Source organism: Rhodopila sp. (assembly GCF_965277165.1).
In the GTDB taxonomy this organism is placed as follows: Bacteria; Pseudomonadota; Alphaproteobacteria; order Acetobacterales; family Acetobacteraceae; genus Rhodopila.
The window spans coordinates 668,383-685,632 of the sequence record NZ_CBDICE010000005.1 but is presented as its reverse complement, the minus strand read 5'-3'; the positions used below and the strand labels follow the sequence as shown (position 1 = coordinate 685,632).

The following is a 17,250-nucleotide window of genomic DNA, read 5'->3' as shown; positions in this document are numbered from 1 at the left end:
ACTGTCTCATCGGCAGCGTGCTGTCGTTTTCTATACGTCCCGGGACCGTCTTGAGGATTCCGAGAGGGCGATTGACGTCCGAGGTTGGTTCACCCCCAGACGATCGCGCGCTAAACCCCGCGGGCGGACCAGCGGCCTCGGCGCAGGTCGAATAGAACCAGTGCCGCGGGAATTGCCGCGGCGATCCGGAAGGTCACCTGAAACGCCGGCATGAAATTGTCCGCGCCTCGGCTTTGCAGGCTCTGGAACACCAGCATCAGCACCGTGGCGCCGGTGACGGTGCCGATGCTGCGGGTCGCCATCCCAAGCGCCCCCGCCACACCACGCTGGCGCAGCGGAATCGTTGCCGTGACGATATCGAGATAGGCGACCTGGAACAGTCCGACGCCGAGGCCCTGAACCAGCATCGACAGCACCAGGATCGCGAGGTCGGGAACGTCCCCCGACAGCGAAATTCCCCACAGGCCGACGCCACTCAACGTTGTCCCCACCAGCGCGATCAGCCTTGCGGGATGGTCCCGTGCCAAGCGGGCCGCCATCGGCGCGGCCATGATGATGCCAGCCGGAGAGGCCGCCAGGATCAGCCCGGCCGCGGGTAGCGACAATCCGTCGATGCGAGCCAGATAGAACGGCGCCAGCAACATGATGGAAAACGCCGACAGATTGACCAGCACGTTGCTGACGTTGATCACCGCGAAGTCCACGCTGTGAAACAGCCGGAAATCGATGATCGGTCGTGCCGCGCGACGCTCCTGGCGATAAAACAGCAGCAACAGCGTCACGGTCAGCACGGCGAAGACCGCCGTCTGCGGCCCTGGTGAGCGCAGCCGGTTCAATGTCAGCAGCATGAAGCTCAGCCCGAGCGCCAGCAGTACGCCGCCGGCCGCGTCGAAGCTTTCCCGCTCGCCCCGGTTCGGCCGGGGCAGCCGCCACGCCAGCAGGAACGCCGCCGCGGCGATCGGCGCCCGGAAGCTGAACACCGCGCTCCAGCCGAATCGTTCGACCAGCGAGCCGAACACCGCCGGCCCCAACGCGCTGCCGACGCCGAACATCATCATGTAGCGCGCCAGCACTCGGGTCCGCATCGCTTCGGGAAACAGGCTGGTTGCCAGCGCCGGGCCGCACGACAGGATCAGCCCGGCGCCGATGCCCTGCATCACCCTGGCTGCGATCAGGACGGCGTAGCTCGGCGACAGGGCGCAGCCGACGAAGGCCAGGGTGCTGACGCCGGTGCCGCACAGGAACACCCGGCGGTAACCCAGCATGTCGCCGACCCGCCCGAAGCTCAGCATCAGCGCGGTCTGGGTCAGCACGTAGCTGATGACGATCCACTGGATCATCGGGATCGGCAGCGCGAACCGCGCCACGATCGCCGGAAAGTCGATGTTCACCGCTGAATCCAGCGGCACAACCAGGGTCCCGAGGCCGACGATCAGCAGCGCGGCGACAGGGCTTATCAGGACGACCGAACCCGCATTGCCTGCCAGACCTGAAACGCGGAAGCCGGGCCGTGCCGGCTGGTGGCACCGACGGCATCGGCGATTGCGTTGGCGATGGCGGGGAACACAGCGATTGCGCCGGCCTCACCGCAGCCTTTGACGCCGACCGGGTTGGTGGTGCAGCGGGTGCCGGCGAAGCTGAGGTCGAAGCTGGGCAGGTCGGCTGCCCGTGGCATGGCGTAGTCCATGAAGCTGCCGCTGATCGGCTGGCCCGATCCCGGATCATACGCCGCGCCCTCCAGCAGCGCCTGCCCGGCGCCTTGAGCCATCGCGCCGTGCGCCTGGCCGGCCGCGATCATCGGGTTCACGATCACCCCATAATCGTCCACCGCGGTCAACCGTTGCAGACTGACGCTGCCGGTTTCCGGATCGACCTCGACCTCGGCGATGTGGGTGCCGTTGGGAAACGTCATCGCCTCGCGCGTCCATCGGTGGTAGGTGTCCAGTGGCTCGTCACACGCCCGAGCATGCGAGGCGGTCTGTAGCAGGGTGATGGCGCGGTCGGTGCCAGTCACGCGGAACATCCCATTATCGAACTCGATGTCTGCTTCCGCCGCCTCCAGCGCTCGAGCGGCGATTCGCTTGCCCTTGGCGATGATGATCTCGGCTGCGTGCCAGATCGCCGTGCCCGCCATGTAGGTTGCCCTGGAGCTGCCGTGGCCGCCGCCCATTGCGATCAGGTCGGTATCGCCTTGTTTCAGCCGAATGGTGGCGTTGGCCAGCCCAAGCCTGTCGGCCAGGATCTGCGGCATCGTCGTTTCATGTCCCTGGCCGATGGTCTGAGTGCCGGTGATCAGCGACACCGTGCCGTCGGGCTCGAACCGGATGTCGACGTTCTCGGTCGGTAGGCCGCCGGTGGCCTTGATGTGGCAGGCCAGGCCGATGCCGCGGCGGCGTCCGCCGGCTTCGCTGCGTTGGCGCCGGCGCTGGAAACCGGCGACGTCGGCCTGATCGACCGCCGCATCGAACGCGGCGCGGAAATCGCCGCTGTCAACGGTAAAGTTGAACGCATTGGTCATCGGCGTCCGGGTGACAAAGTTGCGCCGCCGCAACTCGATGCGATCGAAGCCGCATTGGCTGGCCGCGGCGTCGATCAGCCGTTCCATGATGTTGACCGCCTCACCGAAGCCGGGTCCGCGAGTGACCCCGATCGGTGTCGTGTTGGTCAGCACCGCGCGCACCCGCAAAGCGATCGCCGGTAGCCGATACACGGTGCCCTGCAGGTGCGGATACTGGTTGGTTTGCACCGCCCCGGAACCGCCCGCCATGTAGGCCCCGAGGTTGGCGACGCTGTCCACCCGCAGCGCCAGGAACCGGCCCTCGCCATCCAGTGCCAGCGTCGCGCGGGCGAGGTGATCGCGTGCCTGGTGGTCGGACAGGAAGACCTCGGAGCGGGTCGCGATCCACTTTACCGGCCGCCCCACCCGCCGCGCCGCCCACAGCATCAAGGCGTGTTCGGCGTAGGCAAAATTCTTTGCCCCGAAGCCGCCGCCGACGTCGGGTGCGACAAATCGTACGGCCGAGGGATCCACCCCGAGCACCCGTGCCGCGGCGTCGCGGTTGCCGTGCAGGTTCTGACTGGAGAGATACAGCGTGTAGCGGCCGTCATACACCCCCACCGCGCCACGCGGCTCGATCGGGTTGGTTATGACGCGGTGGTTGTCGAGGTCGATGTTGACCACGTGCTGGGCGGTCGAGAGCGCGGCTTCGACCTGTTTGGTCTGACCCCAAGTCCAGTCGAGGCAGAGATTTCCGGGCACTTCATCGGCCAACCGCGGCGCATCCGCGGCCAGCGCATCTTGCGCCGCGACTATCGCCGGCAGCGTTTGGTATTCGACGACCACCCGTTCGGCGGCGTCCAGCGCCTGGTTCCTGGTCTGCGCCACGATCAACGCGACCGCTTCGCCGGCATAGCGGACGACGTTCTCCGCCAGCAGCGGCTGGGCCAGAAAGCGGAACGGTTCGCCGGTTTGCACGTTGGCTTCGACGCTGGGGCGCAATCCGGTCAGCCCGTCGGTTCGGGCCTCGGCGGCGGTCAGCACCGCCAGAACGCCCGGCAGTGCCAGCGCATCCGCGGTGCCGATGCGGCCGATGCGCGCATGAGCGTGCGGCGAGCGCAGCAGCACTGCGTAGGTCAAACCATCGAACCGCAAATCGTCCAGGTAAGCGCCGCGTCCAGTGACGAAACGACCGTCTTCGCGCCGTCTTGGGGCGTCACCGATAACCGCACGGTGTTGGCCGCGGTCGGCCGCTTCATCGTCCATGCGCAGCGGTTCCCTGGGTTCCCCGGAGGCTCGATTGCCGCCACTGTGGTCCAAGCCGTTGCCGGTCATCAAGGCCTGGTCATCAACGGCCGCCACCGAAGCGCCCTCGGGCGGCGGATATTCTGTCGCCGATTCTCACGAACGCCGGCAGCGCGCGTCATTGCTGGTTAGCAGGTCCGAAATGACTATTCCGCGATCGGGTATCGTTTCCCCTTACCAAAGATAGTGGCGTGTGACATAACAATACTCAAAGTTGTAATCTAACTTTCAATGCACGCATGGGATATGGGCCATACACTTGTCGTTGGGGGGAATTGCCATGCGGCTTCGAGTAACCCTTTATCCGACGCCGCCGGTGTTCTGGAAGCAAGCGTGATGATCGGTGGAGGCTTCGGCATGGCCCCGGTCACCGCCAGCTTGGCGGGCGCATTCGGCCTCGGGTCGACGGACCTGGCGCTCAGCTCGCTGCCGTGGCGCCCGGCGCAGTGCTGACGTTGTCCGGAACGCCGCGCCTCAGTCGCAAGCTGGCGCGGCTGTGTTGGCCATTCCTGGATAGGCCGTTCGGTGTCGATGCCCTGCTGGTGGAGGCAAGACTGGCGATGTTCGAACGCGGCGGCGGCATGCAGCGGCCCAACCTGGCGACAACGACCACGGCGCTGGATTTGGAAACGCTGCGGGCGGAGGTGGCCGAAGCGCATCGTCGGTTCGACGCCATCGTCCGACAGTTGGGGCTATCCGAAGGCGCGGCGCCACCCTGTCCCGAGTCCCGAGTTCGCCATATCGGGCGAACATCAGTCTCGCGACATTAGCTATTTGTTTTCAGTGGCCTGGTGATCCCATCCGTCCGCCGCAACGTGCGGCGAGCTTCTGCGGCAGGACACTAGCTGCCGGCGGGATTTTCGCCGTCGGGATTCGGTGGCAGGCTGGCGGCATCGAAGCTTCGGGGAACGCCATGAAAATCGACGACGTCTCGGTGACGATCTTTGCCTGGAACAACATTCCACCGACCATCTATCACCAGGGTTCCGCGGCTGCTTCGGGCAGCAATCTCGGCCTGCTGCGCATCCATACCGATGCCGGAGTCGAGGGCCACGCCTTCCTCGGTTCGGCCAGCAATCCCGCCGCGATGGACGGTCCGCAACTGATCCGCTCGCTGAAGCCGATGCTGATCGGGCAGGACCCGTTGCAGCGCGAGCGCATCCATGCCGGGATGCGCCTGGTCAATCGCAGCGTCAGCTACCGCACCATCGGCGCGGTCGATACCGCGCTGTGGGATCTGGCGGGCAAGATCGCCGGGTTGCCGGTGCATGCGCTGATGGGCACCTTCCGGACCTCGATCCCGGCCTATGCCAGTTCCCAGGTGCTGGCTGACGCCGCTGCCTATGTCGATCAGGCTCAGGCGTTCAAGGCGGCTGGTTGGCAGGCCTACAAGATCCACCCGCCGCGCGATCCCGACCATGACATCAGGGTCTGCCAGGCGGTGCGCCGCGCAGTCGGCGACGATTACCGGCTGATGCTGGATTCCACCTGGTCGTACGACTATCCCGATGCGCTGCGCGTCGGCCGGGCGATCCAGGATCTTGGCTACTACTGGTTTGAGGACCCGCTGTCCGATGAGGACATCTACGGCTACGTCAAATTACGCCAGAAGCTCGACATTCCGATCATGGCGACCGAGTTCCCCGCCGGCGGCCTGGACACCTATCCGATCTGGCTGACCGAACGGGCCACCGACTACCTGCGCGGCGACATCCCTAACAAGGGCGGCCTGACGACGATGCTGAAAACCGCCCATCTGGCCGAGGCGTTCGGCATGAAGTACGAGGTCCACCACTCCGGCAACTCGTTGAACAACCTAGCCAATTTGCATCTCTGCATGGCTCTGCGCAACACCACGATGTGGGAGGTTCTGCTGCCCGACGGCGCCCACAAATATGGCATGATCGAGGACCTTCAGATCGACGCGGACGGCTTGATGCACGCCCCCACCGCCGCTGGCATCGGCGGCCAGATCGACTTCGACTTGATCCGCCGCAACACCGAGGTGGTGTTGCGGTAGCATGGCCTCGACCGAGGCCATGACCGAACGGCTTAGCGATTTGAAACGCGTCCATCTTGCGACAAGCCAATAGCCCGGTCGTAGCCTTTCGGCCGCCACATCAAACCGCAATCCAGCCAGCTTGGCAGGTCACCGCAATCCAGGGCGACGCCACGCTCCTGCCGTCATCATCGCTGCGAGTCGCGCGGGGCTCAGGCGACGAACTTCTTGCCCTTCGCTGCCGCGTCCGAGCGCCGCTGCCACAGCGCCATGTCGGCTTCCTTGCTGAACATCACGCGCACGCCCTTGCCGCCCTGGCTGACCCGGATCTTGCCGCCGTTGCGGGCCTTGTGATCGGCCAGCCACTCCAGGAATTCCGGATCGGTGCTGCCGCGGCCATCGAACTCCAGAATGCCGGCGATGTCTTCCTCTTTGCGACGTTTGACCATGGATACCTCCGGGACGCCCGCATCGGGGCGCTTCGGTTAAGCGAGACACAGCGAACCGGCGTGCCGCAAGCACGCCAAGCCGAAGCCGCCTGAAGGCGGCCGAGAAGTTACCGGCGCGCCTTGCGGGCGGCGTAGCGGGCGTCGCGCGCCGCCTTGCGTTCGGCCTCCAGCGCCGCTGCCTTGGCCTTGACCTCGGCGGCGGCGATCTGTTCCTCGGTGCGGCGAGCCGCCGCCTCGGCCGCGAGCCGGGCCGCTTCGGCCTCTTTGGCTGCCTTGCGTTCGGCGTTGCGGGCGTCGCGGGCGTCGGCCACGGCTTTCAAAGCCGCCTGCTGCTCGATCCAGGCCGGGTCACCGGCACCGGGGCGCGCGCGAAACCGCTCTAGCAAGGCCTGCTTGGCGGCGGCGGCGGCGCTTATGCGATCGTCGAAATTGGTCCGGGCGTGGGCGGGCTTGGTGGAAGCGGAGCGTTTTGCATCAGGCATCGGCTGCCCTTACAGCGGACGCGGCCGGCGGGCAACCTGTCCCCTACGCATGCCTCAGTTTCGCCACCATCGACAGATGAGTTTCGGGTGCGCCGGCGAAACGCAGCACCAGATGGTCGGCGCCGGCATTGGCGTAGCTGTCCAGCCACTCCGTCAGGTGTTCAGCCGGCCCAGCGTAACAGGCCTGACGTCGGCGCAACATGGCCGCCGGTTGGCCGTAGTAGTCTTCCAGGAAGCGGTTCAGCCGATTTTCGGCATTTGCCGCGTCGTCATCCAGTGCCACCGTCAGATACATCGCCCCGCTGACCGCGGCGGAATCACGTCCGTGTTGACGGGCGGTGTCGCGCACCTGCGCCAGCCCGGCAGCGAAGTCGGCTGCATTGGGGGCAATCGGCAACCAGCCGTCGAAATACCTGCCGGCGCGCTGCAGGCTGGGCGCCAGGTTGCCGCCGATCCAGAGCGGCGGTCCGCCGGCGCGAAACGGGGTCGGTGCCACCATTGCCTGGGTCATCCGCCAGCGCCCGTCCCAATCGACCGGCTGGCCTGACCACAGCGCCTTGCAAAGGCGCAGCGCTTCCAGCATCCGCCCGATCCGTTGTTCGAACGGCACTCCGGCGGCGGCGAACTCGGCTCGGATGTTGGCCACGTCGGCGGCGAAGCCAACTCCCAGTATCAGCCGTCCTTCGCACAACTGGTCCAGCGTCGCCACCTGATGGGCCAGAATGACCGGGTTGCGCAGCGCCGGCAGCAGCACCGCGGTGCCGATGGTGACGTTGGGCACCCGGCCTGCCACCGCGGCCAGCAGCGTCAACGGATCATGCCGCGGCCGCGCGGTCAGCGAGTCGCCGACCCAGACCGAGTCAAACCCCAGCGAGGCCGCCAGCGTGGCAAGCTCCAGCAGCGGGGCGGTCTGCGGCCGGCCCTGCATGATCTGTTCCCGCGTCGGCAGCAGGTAGCCGATCTTCGGCTTCATCCGTTGCGCTGCTCCTTTCCGCTACAACTTACGACAATCAACCGGGATGCCCTAAGTCCGGGCTGTGGTGTGCCGCAACCTTCGATCCCGAGCAACGTAACAACTCTGCGTGCCACATCTCTACGTGCCTGGGACGTGCCGGGCCGCGGCATCCACCGGCCAGACCCCATGGATCCAATGGGGCCAACCATCGAGAGCGCCACTGCATGAACCGCGATGACCGAGATCGTCACTGAGTCCGTCCCGTCGGCCGGCGCCCGGCTCTGGCGCGGCGTCTGTCGGCTCGCCGCCAGCACGGACCCGCTGGTCGAGACCGGCAACTGGGTCGCGCTGACCATCGGCAGTCACCTGCCGTTCTGGCCGCTATACGTGTGGTGGTCGGCGGGCCGGGAGGCATGGCCGTCGGCACTGCTCACCATCACGCTGGCGCCGGTCTTCCTGCTGATTCCCTGGCTGTCGCGTCGCAGCGGATTGGCGGCCCGCGTCGCGACGCCGGTGGCCGGTGTCGGCAATACGGTGTTCACCATCTGGGTCCTGGGCCCGTCATCCGGCAGCGCGCTGTTCTTCGCCCCTTGCGCAGCGCTGGCCGCGCTGCTGTTCCGCCGGTCGGAGCGTTGGCTGATGCTGGCGCTGACCACACTGCCGCTGATCGCCTGGTACCTACTGATGTTTTTTCCGCCCACCCCGGTGCATCGCTACAGCGCGTCGTCCTCGGCTCGGCTGGTCGAACTCAACACTATCAGCATCGTGGTGTTGATCAGCTTCTTCGGATGGTTGCAGACCGCCAGCTATCAGCGCATGGAGCGTCGCTAGGGGAGGGGTCCGATGTATCCCGGCAAGTAGGCGGCTGTCCGACCGGACAGGCCGAGGCCTGTCCCGCATCGGAGCCTACACCCCCAGTTCCCGCTTCACCTCCACCCACCGATCCAGGATCGGCAAGATCCGATCCTGGTTCTCCGCCGGCAGGCTGAACACCACCCGATCAACCTCGATTTCCTGGCAGAACCGCAGCTTCGCCAGATCGTCCGGCACGCGGAAGATGCTGATCGGCAACGATGACGCATCCCGCCCGGCGTCGGCCGCGATGTCGCGGAATTTCTTGATCACCACGCCGACGCCGTCGTGCTCCAACCGGTCGGCCCGTGGAATCCAGCCGTTCCCGTAACGGATTGCCCGCTTCGCGGCGTAGGGAAAGGCCCCACCCACGATCACCGGAGGATAAGGCTTCTGCAACGGCTTCGGCCATTGGCTCATCGGCCCGAACTTGACGAACTCGCCCTCATAGGACGGCACGTCATGGGTCCAGATCGTCTGCATGGCTTCGATACGTTCCCGAGCCAGTTTGTGACGGGTGGCGAAGGCTGTGCCGTGATTCTCGATCTCGTCGCGGTTCCAGCCATTGCCGACGCCAAACAGGAACCGCCCTTGCGACAACTGATCGATCGAGGACACCAGTTTTGCGGTGACGATCGGATCGCGCTGCACCAGCAACGCGATGCCAGTGCCGATCTTCAAAGTGGTGGTGACCGTGGCGGCGGCGTTCAACGCCAGGAACGGATCGTAAATTTCGTAGTACGGCCGGGGCAGCGGTCCTCCGCCTGGATATTCGGTCATCCGAGTGGTTGGCACATGGGTGTGCTCGGGCACCCACAACGATTCGAAACCGCGGTCTTCCAGCGCCCGGCCCAACGCCGCGGGCTGCATCGAATCCGAGGTGAAGAACATCACCGCGCCGATCTTCATCATGCAAAATCTCCGCTCAGGCAGATCGGACCGCGGGGAAAACTTCCTCCGCCAGCAACTGCATCTGTTCCATTGCCAAACTGGCCGGCATGCCGACCCAGTGGATGCCCAGAATCATCGTATTGACACCGAACCGACGCTGTAGCAGCAGGATCTGGTCGGTCACCTCGGCGGGCGACCCGAACAGGAAACGGTCGTTCATCAGTTCCTCGAAGTCGCCGCTGAATGCATCCCCTGACGGCATCACCTTGTCTTGGCCCCAATCCTTGTAGGCCTTGTATTTTGCCTCCAGCGACGGCCTCGCCAGCCGGATTGCCTCGGCTCGGCTGGGCGCGACGAAGACCTCGCGGGCCATCGGCAACTCGTCTGGGAAGGGCTTGCCGCACGCGTCCAGCGCCCGCTTGTACACCTCCATCTGTTCCGCAATGGTGTCGATCTTGTTGTGCGGGTTGATGAACCAGGCATCAGCCATTCTGGCTGCGCGCCGGATGCCGACATTGGCATTGGCCCCGATCCACACCGGCGGCATCGGTTTTTGCACCGGCAAGGTTGTGCAGTTGGCATTGTCCAGTTTGAAGTAGCTGGCCTGCATCGATACAAACTCTTCCGACCATAGCCGCTTGACCGCGGTCAGGCATTCCTCGAAGCGTGGGCCGGACTGTTTCTGTGTCGACCCAAACGCGGCAAATTCCACCTCGCGATAGCCGATGCCGGCGCCGAAGATCAGCTTGCCGTCGCACATCACGTCCAATGACCCGAGTTCTTCCGCTACGTGCAGCGGGCTGTGCAGCGGCAACAGCACCACGCCGGTGCACAGCCGCAGCTTCGGCGCCACCATCGCAACCTGGCACAGATAGGGGATTTGCTGGATGTATTGAAATGGGTACGAACTGTAGTGCGAGCCCTTGGCGACCACGTCGTAGCCCAATTGCTCGGCCCGTTTCGCCGCTTCCAGATCCTCTCGCAGGCGAACCCGCATATCGTCGCCTTGCGGATATTGCCCGCGGATGATCAGCCCAAAGCGCATGCTTTCCCCTCCATTGGATGGGAGCGTGGCACCACCCTCGGCCCTGTCAAGCTTGCGGCGGCAAGGCACACGCCGCGGTGTCATGGTGTCCTGTGTCATCGCCCGGTTTTTGTCACGCCGCATTGTCCTTGCCCCACGCACGGCTGATTTGTCATGTTGCGCCGATGCGGCTGACCCACCCCTCCATCCGGCCCTCCGGCCGGCTGATTTCGTTCGGTTTCAACGGTCGGCCGATCCAGGCGCTGCAGGGCGAGACGGTCGCCGCCGCGCTGTCCGCCGCCGGTGTAACCACATTTCGCCATACACGTTCCGGCGCGCCGAGGGGCCTGTTCTGCGGCATGGGCGCCTGTTTCGACTGCGTCGTCACCATCGACGGGCGTATCGGCCAGCGCGCCTGCATGACACCAGCGGCCGAGGCCATGCAGGTCACCGGCGATGACCCGGCCACGCTGACCGCCGACCCCGCACTGCCGGCGCGCCAAGAAGACTGCGACGTCCTGGTCATCGGCGGCGGCGTCGCTGGCCTGTGCTCCGCCATCGCCGCCGCCGAGGCCGGTGCCGGCGTCATTCTGCTCGACGAGCGCCACGCGGCCGGCGGCCAATTCGCCAAACCGCTTTCGCCAAGCCACACCGACCCAACCCCCGACGACCAGTTCAGGTTCGGTGCCGACCTGCGCGCCCGTGCCGAACGCGCCGGCGCTCGCCTGGAGGCCGGCGCCATGGTCTGGGGCGCCTTTGCCGCCACCGAGATCGCCGCCCTGGTCCGCGGCCAGTCGGTCACCTACCGTCCGCGCCGATTGATCCTCGCCACCGGAGCCCACGAGGCGCCGGTTCCGATCCCCGGCTGGACCCTGCCCGGGGTGATGACCACCGGCGGCCTGCAAACCCTGGTCCGCACCCAGCGAGTTTGCCCCGGCAGCCGTGTGCTGATTGCCGGCAACGGACCGCTGAACCTGCAACTCGCCTGCGAATTGCTGGCCGGTGGCGTAAAGCCCGTCGCGGTGCTGGAAGCCGCCGCACGGCCGGCCATCGGCGCCTGGCGAGACCTCGCGCGCATGGCTCGCGCCGCGCCCGATCTGCTGCGCAACGGCGCCGCCATGCTGCGCACCCTGCGCCAGGCCGGCGTGGACGTCGTCTGGGGCACCACGCTCGACCGTCTGTCGGGGGACGATCGAGTGGCCCAGGCGGTTGCCGCCGGCCGTAGCTACGCGGTCGATGTCGTCGCCCTGAACATGGGCTTCCAGCCCGAGGTCGGTCTCGCCCGCGCGCTGGGCGTGCCACACCGGCGCGTCGAACGCGGCCCCGGCTATCTCGCCACCGAAACCGACGGCGAAGGCCGCACCGCCATTCCCGGGGTCTTCGCCGTCGGCGACGGCGCCGATCTCGGGGGGGCTCGGGTCGCCGCCGCCGCGGGCCGTTTGGCCGGCCTCGCCGCCGCCCGTGAACTGAAATTCCAAACTCCGTCCGACCGCTCGGCAAGGCGAGCCCTGGCCCGCGGCGAACGGTTCCAGGACGCGCTGTGGCGGGTGTTCGCCGCGCCGTCGGTGCCGATCGTCGACCAAGCCATCATCTGCCGCTGCGAGGAAATCTCCGCCGGGCGCCTGCGTGCCGAAGTCGCCGCCGGCCTGACTTCCTTGCCGGCGCTGAAGAAGGCGACCCGAGCCGGCATGGGTCGTTGCCAAGGCCGTTTCTGTACGGCATCGATTGCGCGGCTCTGCCCGAAATTGCCTGATCCTGACGGTTACGCCGCCCCGCGCGCTCCGCTGCGCCCGGTGCCGGCCGCGCCGCTGATGCGCGAGGCCGGCGAATTCACCGCCCCGCTGCTGCGCCATCCCGCGCCGCCGGTCCGCGTGCATGCGCTGGCGCCGCTGTCGGTTGAAACCCGCAATGCCGATATCGCCGTCATCGGCGCCGGCGCGGTCGGCCTGTCCACCGCCTATTACCTCGCCCAGGGCGGCGCCGATGTTCTGCTGATCGACCGCGACGAGGCGGCGATGGCGGCCAGTACCGCCAACGCCGGCAGCCTGCACGTGCAGTTGCTGTCCTACGACTTCGACGACGCCACCCCCGCCGATGGCGGCCCGGCCGCCCACACCCTGCCGCTTGGTCCGCGCTCGATCGCGCTGTGGAAGCAGATCGCCGCTGCCGCCGGCGAGGACCTCGGGTTGCGCACCGAAGGCGGGCTGATGCTGGCCGAGGATGCCGCCGGCCTGGACTGGCTACGCCGCAAATCCGCCATGGAGCGGCGCTGGGGCATCGAAAGCCATGTACTTGGAAGTAACGAACTGCGCGACCTCGCACCCGCCGTGTCCGACCGCATGGTGGGCGCCGACTTTGTTCCCGCCGAGGGCTATGGCGACCCGCTGCGCGGCATGATGGCGCTGCTCGATCTGGCCCAGGTCGCCGGCGCCCGCCTGCTGCGCGGCGCCGAGGTGAACGCGATCGAGAGGTCCGCCAGCGGCTGGACCGTGACCACCAGCAAGGGCCGCGTCAGCGCCGGCCGGGTGGTCAACGCCACCGGACCTTGGGCGGCGCGTATCGGTCGGATGGTCGGCCTCGACCTGCCGGTCACCGGTACCGTGCAGCAGGTTATCGTCAGCGAACCGGCGCCGGTGCTCACTCGCCATCTGATCGCTGTCGCCAACCGCCATCTGTCGCTGAAACAGCAGGCCAGCGGCGGCCTGCTGATCGGTGGCGGCTGGTTCGGCCGTTTCGATCCGGCGACCGGCCGGACCGCTAACCTGCGCGAGAACATCGAGGGCAATCTATGGGTCTCGGCCCGCGCGGTGCCGGCGCTGAACGGCCTATCCATTGTGCGCGCCTGGACCGGTGTCAACACTGCCATCGACCGAGCGCCGCTGCTTGGTGAGGCGCCTGGGTTGCCCGGCTTGTATAACGCGGTCACTGCCAACGGCTACACGCTGGGGCCGATCGCCGGCCAGCTTACCGCCGATGCGATTTTGCACCGGGAGCCAATCGACCCACACTATCGCATAGAGCGCTTCAACTAACGCAATCGATTGGGTTTGGTCGAGCCGGCCGCCTATTCGCCGGCAGAGGTGTGCGAAGCCGCGGCCCTACAAGCGGCCTACGCGCAGCCGATCTCCCCCGGTTCCTTCCATCGCGTTGCGCAGCGCTGACAGCAGCGCAACGATCGACGGTGCCGCCCGGTCTGGACGCCCCGCCGCCGCCCGCCACGGCGTCTGATAGAACCATCGTGCCGGTCGTAATCCGGGGTCCGCCCGCCTTACGGTGAACCGCCCGTTCGGTGTTTCGACGACCAGCCCGCCGACGCCGGCGCTGACCGTGCCGCCGATCTCCCATAGCTTCAGACAGTCCAGCAGCAGTCCGCGAAGCTGGGCGTCCGTCATGCCCTCGCGCCCAGCGTCCTGAAGAGACGCCGGCCCGCGACCCGGCGGTTACAGCCGAGGCGCGGTGAACATCTCCTCGGCCACCTTGCGGTGCTGCCATTTGCCGTCGTCGAGACTGCCTTTGAACGATCCATTCTCCACCACCACCTTGCCGCGCAACACCGTGAGGCATGGCCACGCATCCATCTGGCGCCCCTCCCACGGCGTGTAATCTGCCTCGTGCAGATCCTCGGCCCGGATCACTCGCTTGTCCGCCGGGTCCAGCACGCAGATATCCGCATCCGATCCTGCCGCGAGCGCTCCCTTGCGTGGATAGAGGCCCATGATCCTGGCTGCATTGGTCGAGACCAGATCGACATAGCGTCGTAACGAATAGCCGCGCTTTCCCACCATCTCGGTGTACATCAGCGCCACCCTGGGCTCCACGCCGGCGTTGCCTCCGGTGGTGTCGTCGATCCGGGCGCCCTGCAACTTCTGCTTCAGGGTGCAGCAGATTTCGTCGGTCGCCACACAGTTGATCGACCCGTCCAGGGTTCCCTGCCACAGTGCCTTGTGGTCCTCGGCTCCCTTCAACGACGGGTAGGTATGATAGATCTGCCCATTCGGCCGCTTATAATCCTCGCTGCTGTAGAGCATGTACTGGTGCAGCGACTCGCCATAGATCGGCACGCCTCGGGTCCTCGCTTCATGGATCGCGGACACCCCGGTCGCGGCCGAGACGTGCATCATATACAGCGCGGTCCCCGCTACCTTCTCCGCCAGCCGGATCACCCGGCGGAACGACACGTCCTCGGACAAGGTGTTGTGCACCTCGGCCATGTTCTCGAATCCGGCACGGCCTTCGCGGATCAATTTGCCATACATGTGCATGACAATGTCGTTGTCCTCCGAGTGGATCACGCCCAGGCCCCGGTTCGCCGCCAGCACCTGGAAGATTTCCCAGATGTCGCCGAAATCAACCATCCGACCCTTGCGGCTGGGGGTGATGTCGGTGGTGAAGATCTTCACCGTCGCGAACCCCGCCTGGATCGCCTCACCCACCTGGTCGGGCAGGTCCACCGGCAGCGCACCCTCGACCATGATGTGCTGGGCATAGTCGCAGGCGCAGTGGCCTTTCCATTCCGCCTCGCGCCGTTCGATCGCATCGCGCAGGTTCTTGCCCTGTGAGGCGCGAGTGAAGTCCAGCATCGTCGTGGTGCCACCCCACAGCGCCGCCTTGCTGACCACGTCGGGCGGAGCGGTCTCGGTCGCGCTGCCGTCCGGCCCTGGCAGGTGCCACTTGCAATGCACGTGCGGGTCGATGCCGCCGGGCATGACGATCTTTCCGGTGGCGTCGATCACGCGCGTGCCCTCGGGCAACGCGATGCCACCCGGCGCCGCCACCGCGGCGATCACCCCCCCGGCGATCAGGATGTCGTGCGCACCGACACCTTGAGGCGTCACCACGGTGTCGCCGCGAATCACCAGATCGATCATTGCGTCCCCCATCAGCAAGCTTTGCCGCATGGTCGCCTGCCGGGGCGAGATCGGCAAGCGGGGTCGGCATTGCGGGCTGGACCAAAGCGGCTACTTGGCAAAGCCGTCGCCATCCGCTTCGCTGCGGTCCCCACCAACCGCTTCGGATCGCAACGTGGCATCGCGTTCTTTCATCCGCCAGGCAATCGGCGCCGCCGTTGTCGCATGCCTGCTGTCTTCGTCGGCCCGCGCCGCCAGCCTGGCCGGCATGTCGCTGCCCGACAGCTACATCGTCGACGGCCAATCGCTGGTACTCAACGGGGTCGGCCTGCGCACCCTGACCATTTTTGGCATCCGGGCCTACATCGCCGGCCTGTATTTGCCGCGGCCCAGCCACGACGCGACCCAGATCCTGGCCTCGGGCGAGCCCCGGGTGGTGATCCTGCGCTTCCTGCGCTCCGCCTCGAAGGCCAGGATCGAGACCGAATACCGAGCCGGCGAGCGGAACAATTGCGGCCAGGGCGGCTGTGCCGCGGCCGACAAGGCCGATTTCGAACGTCTTATCGCCGCCGCCCCCGCGGTGGAGCGCGGCGACACTTCGACCTATGTGTTCACCGCGACCGGTGTCCAGGTGTTCGCCAACCAGCGGCTGATCGGTAACTTCGCCAACAAGGACCTGGCCTATCACCTGCTCGCCGGCTTCATTGGTCCGCACCCCCCGTCCCAACAACTGCGCCGCCGACTGCTGGGTTTGCCGGAAAGCTGATACGGTCCACTTCGGGGGATGCCCAACCCATCAGGAGGCCAGATGGCGACCCAGCATTTTGAAATCGTGGTGATCGGCGCCGGCATCGCCGGGGCCACCGCCGCGGCCCATTTGTCCGCCGACCGACATACCGCCCTGATCGAGGCCGAGGACGTCGCCGGCTACCACACCACCGGCCGATCCGCCGCGATCTGGGTGCAGAACTACGGGCCGCCCGATGTCCGCGAACTCACCCGGCTGTCACGCGCGTTTTACCATGACCCGCCGGCCGGTTTCACCGAAACGCCGCTGATCCGCCGCCGTCCGGTGCTGCTGCTGGCCACCCAGGCGCAACTGCCTGTGCTCGACGCCGCGCTCGCCGTCGGCCAGGGCCTGCGCCGTGTCAGTCCCCAGGATGCGCGGGCCATGGTGGGGGCGCTGCGGCCCGGATACTGCGCCGGCGCCGCGCTGGAAGACGATGCCTTCGACATGGATGTCGCCGCCATCCATCAAGGTTTCCTGCGCACCCTGCGCGCCCGGGGCGGCGTTCTGGCGCTGCGCAACCGCGCCGGGCGGATCGAGCGCCAAGGCCCGCTGTGGTGCGTCCACACCAGTTCGGGGGACGTCTTCGGGGCGCCCATCGTGGTCAATGCCGCCGGCGCCTGGGGCGATGAGGTCGCCCGGATCGCCGGCGTCGCGCCGCTGGGTCTGCAGCCGAAGCGGCGCACCGCCGCGATCGTCGATCCCGCGCCGTTCGACGTCTCCGACTGGCCGATGATCAACGATGTCGCCGAAGGCTGGTATGCCCGCCCGGAGGCACGCGCGCGCCTGATGGTGTCCCCCGCCGACGCCACGCCGACCCATCCGCACGACGTCCAGCCCGAGGAGCTCGACGTCGCCACCGGCATCGACCGGATGCAGCAGGCGCTGGATATTCCGGTGCGGCGGGTGGAGCACAGCTGGGCCGGGCTGCGCACCTTCACCCCGGACGGCAGCCTGGCGTTCGGCTGGGACCGGCACGTCGAGGGGTTCTTCTGGAGCGTGGGGCAGGGCGGGTATGGCATCCAGACCGCGCCGGCCGCCGGACGCCTGGTCGCCGACCTGGTGCTGCGGCGCGATCCGGGCGAGTCCGCGGCGCTGATCGAGGCAATCGAACCCTCGCGCTTCGCCGAGGTGGACACAAGCGCGTAGCCACAACCGTGTC

At 66.9% G+C, this 17,250-nt stretch carries 15 protein-coding genes; 6 read left to right on the top strand and 9 right to left on the bottom strand.

What is annotated here, in order from left to right; translation table 11 throughout:
• Positions 1-110 precede the first annotated feature (110 nt).
• Both ACQY4Y_RS03825 and ACQY4Y_RS03820 read right to left on the bottom strand, forming a co-directional pair.
• Positions 111-1,409 (bottom strand): MFS transporter, encoded by a 1,299-nt coding sequence (locus tag ACQY4Y_RS03825; RefSeq protein WP_428489231.1) that lies wholly within the window; start codon positions 1,407-1,409, stop codon positions 111-113.
• A gap of 47 nt (positions 1,410-1,456) precedes the next feature.
• Entirely contained in the window at positions 1,457-3,763 is a 2,307-nt protein-coding gene (locus ACQY4Y_RS03820) for a xanthine dehydrogenase family protein molybdopterin-binding subunit (protein ID WP_428489230.1), read from the bottom strand.
• Between the two features lie 485 nt (positions 3,764-4,248).
• On the opposite strand from ACQY4Y_RS03820, the gene ACQY4Y_RS03815 reads away from it, so the two are divergent.
• Both ACQY4Y_RS03815 and ACQY4Y_RS03810 read left to right on the top strand, forming a co-directional pair.
• Entirely contained in the window at positions 4,249-4,572 is a 324-nt protein-coding gene (locus ACQY4Y_RS03815; RefSeq protein ID WP_428489229.1) for a hypothetical protein, read from the top strand.
• Positions 4,573-4,715: 143 nt separating this feature from the next.
• Positions 4,716-5,822 (top strand): enolase C-terminal domain-like protein, encoded by a 1,107-nt coding sequence (locus ACQY4Y_RS03810; RefSeq protein WP_428489228.1) that lies wholly within the window; start codon positions 4,716-4,718, stop codon positions 5,820-5,822.
• Positions 5,823-6,013: 191 nt separating this feature from the next.
• Here ACQY4Y_RS03810 and ACQY4Y_RS03805 read toward each other — a convergent pair whose 3' ends face one another.
• The 3 genes from ACQY4Y_RS03805 to ACQY4Y_RS03795 form a co-directional block, all read right to left on the bottom strand.
• Positions 6,014-6,250, bottom strand: a complete 237-nt coding sequence (locus tag ACQY4Y_RS03805; RefSeq protein ID WP_428489227.1) for a hypothetical protein — start codon at positions 6,248-6,250, stop codon at positions 6,014-6,016.
• A 107-nt stretch (positions 6,251-6,357) separates the two neighbouring features.
• The gene (locus tag ACQY4Y_RS03800) at positions 6,358-6,732 is read right to left on the bottom strand and encodes a DUF6481 family protein (protein ID WP_428489226.1); all 375 of its coding nucleotides are present in this window, start codon (positions 6,730-6,732) and stop codon (positions 6,358-6,360) included.
• A gap of 43 nt (positions 6,733-6,775) precedes the next feature.
• Positions 6,776-7,705: an LLM class flavin-dependent oxidoreductase gene (locus ACQY4Y_RS03795; RefSeq protein WP_428489225.1), complete on the bottom strand. Its 930-nt coding sequence runs from the start codon at positions 7,703-7,705 to the stop codon at positions 6,776-6,778.
• 216 nt (positions 7,706-7,921) lie between these two features.
• On the opposite strand from ACQY4Y_RS03795, the gene ACQY4Y_RS03790 reads away from it, so the two are divergent.
• Entirely contained in the window at positions 7,922-8,518 is a 597-nt protein-coding gene (locus ACQY4Y_RS03790; protein WP_428489224.1) for a hypothetical protein, read from the top strand.
• Positions 8,519-8,593: 75 nt separating this feature from the next.
• On the opposite strand, the gene ACQY4Y_RS03785 is transcribed toward ACQY4Y_RS03790, so the two are convergent.
• Together ACQY4Y_RS03785 and ACQY4Y_RS03780 are read right to left on the bottom strand one after the other, a co-directional pair.
• On the bottom strand, positions 8,594-9,451 hold the full coding sequence (locus ACQY4Y_RS03785) for an LLM class F420-dependent oxidoreductase (protein ID WP_428489223.1): 858 nt from the start codon (positions 9,449-9,451) through the stop codon (positions 8,594-8,596).
• A 13-nt stretch (positions 9,452-9,464) separates the two neighbouring features.
• A complete protein-coding gene (locus tag ACQY4Y_RS03780) occupies positions 9,465-10,475 on the bottom strand; it encodes an LLM class flavin-dependent oxidoreductase (RefSeq protein ID WP_428489222.1) in 1,011 nt (336 codons plus the stop codon).
• A gap of 164 nt (positions 10,476-10,639) precedes the next feature.
• Here ACQY4Y_RS03780 and ACQY4Y_RS03775 point away from each other — a divergent pair, with 164 nt between their 5' ends.
• On the top strand, positions 10,640-13,486 hold the full coding sequence (locus tag ACQY4Y_RS03775) for an FAD-dependent oxidoreductase (protein WP_428489221.1): 2,847 nt from the start codon (positions 10,640-10,642) through the stop codon (positions 13,484-13,486).
• Between the two features lie 66 nt (positions 13,487-13,552).
• Here ACQY4Y_RS03775 and ACQY4Y_RS03770 read toward each other — a convergent pair whose 3' ends face one another.
• The gene (locus ACQY4Y_RS03770) at positions 13,553-13,846 is read right to left on the bottom strand and encodes a hypothetical protein (protein WP_428489220.1); all 294 of its coding nucleotides are present in this window, start codon (positions 13,844-13,846) and stop codon (positions 13,553-13,555) included.
• A gap of 48 nt (positions 13,847-13,894) precedes the next feature.
• Positions 13,895-15,352, bottom strand: coding sequence for an amidohydrolase family protein (locus ACQY4Y_RS03765; RefSeq protein WP_428489219.1), 1,458 nt, complete (start codon positions 15,350-15,352; stop codon positions 13,895-13,897).
• 124 nt (positions 15,353-15,476) lie between these two features.
• On the opposite strand from ACQY4Y_RS03765, the gene ACQY4Y_RS03760 reads away from it, so the two are divergent.
• Complete coding sequence (locus ACQY4Y_RS03760) at positions 15,477-16,067, top strand: chalcone isomerase family protein (RefSeq protein WP_428489218.1); 591 nt, start codon at positions 15,477-15,479, stop codon at positions 16,065-16,067.
• 42 nt (positions 16,068-16,109) lie between these two features.
• Positions 16,110-17,237 carry an NAD(P)/FAD-dependent oxidoreductase gene (locus ACQY4Y_RS03755; RefSeq protein WP_428489217.1) on the top strand — a complete coding sequence of 376 codons (1,128 nt, stop codon included), beginning with the start codon at positions 16,110-16,112 and terminating at the stop codon, positions 17,235-17,237.
• Positions 17,238-17,250: the final 13 nt, after the last annotated feature.

Excerpts from the sequence above, each read along its gene's own strand:
- ACQY4Y_RS03755 (WP_428489217.1), top strand. The coding sequence starts at position 16,110 with ATGGCGACCCAGCATTTTGAAATCGTGGTGATCGGCGCCGGCATCGCC.
- ACQY4Y_RS03820 (WP_428489230.1), bottom strand. The coding sequence starts at position 3,763 with ATGGACGATGAAGCGGCCGACCGCGGCCAACACCGTGCGGTTATCGGT.
- ACQY4Y_RS03805 (WP_428489227.1), bottom strand. The coding sequence starts at position 6,250 with ATGGTCAAACGTCGCAAAGAGGAAGACATCGCCGGCATTCTGGAGTTC.
- ACQY4Y_RS03785 (WP_428489223.1), bottom strand. The coding sequence starts at position 9,451 with ATGATGAAGATCGGCGCGGTGATGTTCTTCACCTCGGATTCGATGCAG.
- ACQY4Y_RS03770 (WP_428489220.1), bottom strand. The coding sequence starts at position 13,846 with ATGACGGACGCCCAGCTTCGCGGACTGCTGCTGGACTGTCTGAAGCTA.
- ACQY4Y_RS03800 (WP_428489226.1), bottom strand. The coding sequence starts at position 6,732 with ATGCCTGATGCAAAACGCTCCGCTTCCACCAAGCCCGCCCACGCCCGG.
- ACQY4Y_RS03795 (WP_428489225.1), bottom strand. The coding sequence starts at position 7,705 with ATGAAGCCGAAGATCGGCTACCTGCTGCCGACGCGGGAACAGATCATG.
- ACQY4Y_RS03790 (WP_428489224.1), top strand. The coding sequence starts at position 7,922 with ATGACCGAGATCGTCACTGAGTCCGTCCCGTCGGCCGGCGCCCGGCTC.
- ACQY4Y_RS03780 (WP_428489222.1), bottom strand. The coding sequence starts at position 10,475 with ATGCGCTTTGGGCTGATCATCCGCGGGCAATATCCGCAAGGCGACGAT.
- ACQY4Y_RS03775 (WP_428489221.1), top strand. The coding sequence starts at position 10,640 with ATGCGGCTGACCCACCCCTCCATCCGGCCCTCCGGCCGGCTGATTTCG.
- ACQY4Y_RS03810 (WP_428489228.1), top strand. The coding sequence starts at position 4,716 with ATGAAAATCGACGACGTCTCGGTGACGATCTTTGCCTGGAACAACATT.
- ACQY4Y_RS03765 (WP_428489219.1), bottom strand. The coding sequence starts at position 15,352 with ATGCGGCAAAGCTTGCTGATGGGGGACGCAATGATCGATCTGGTGATT.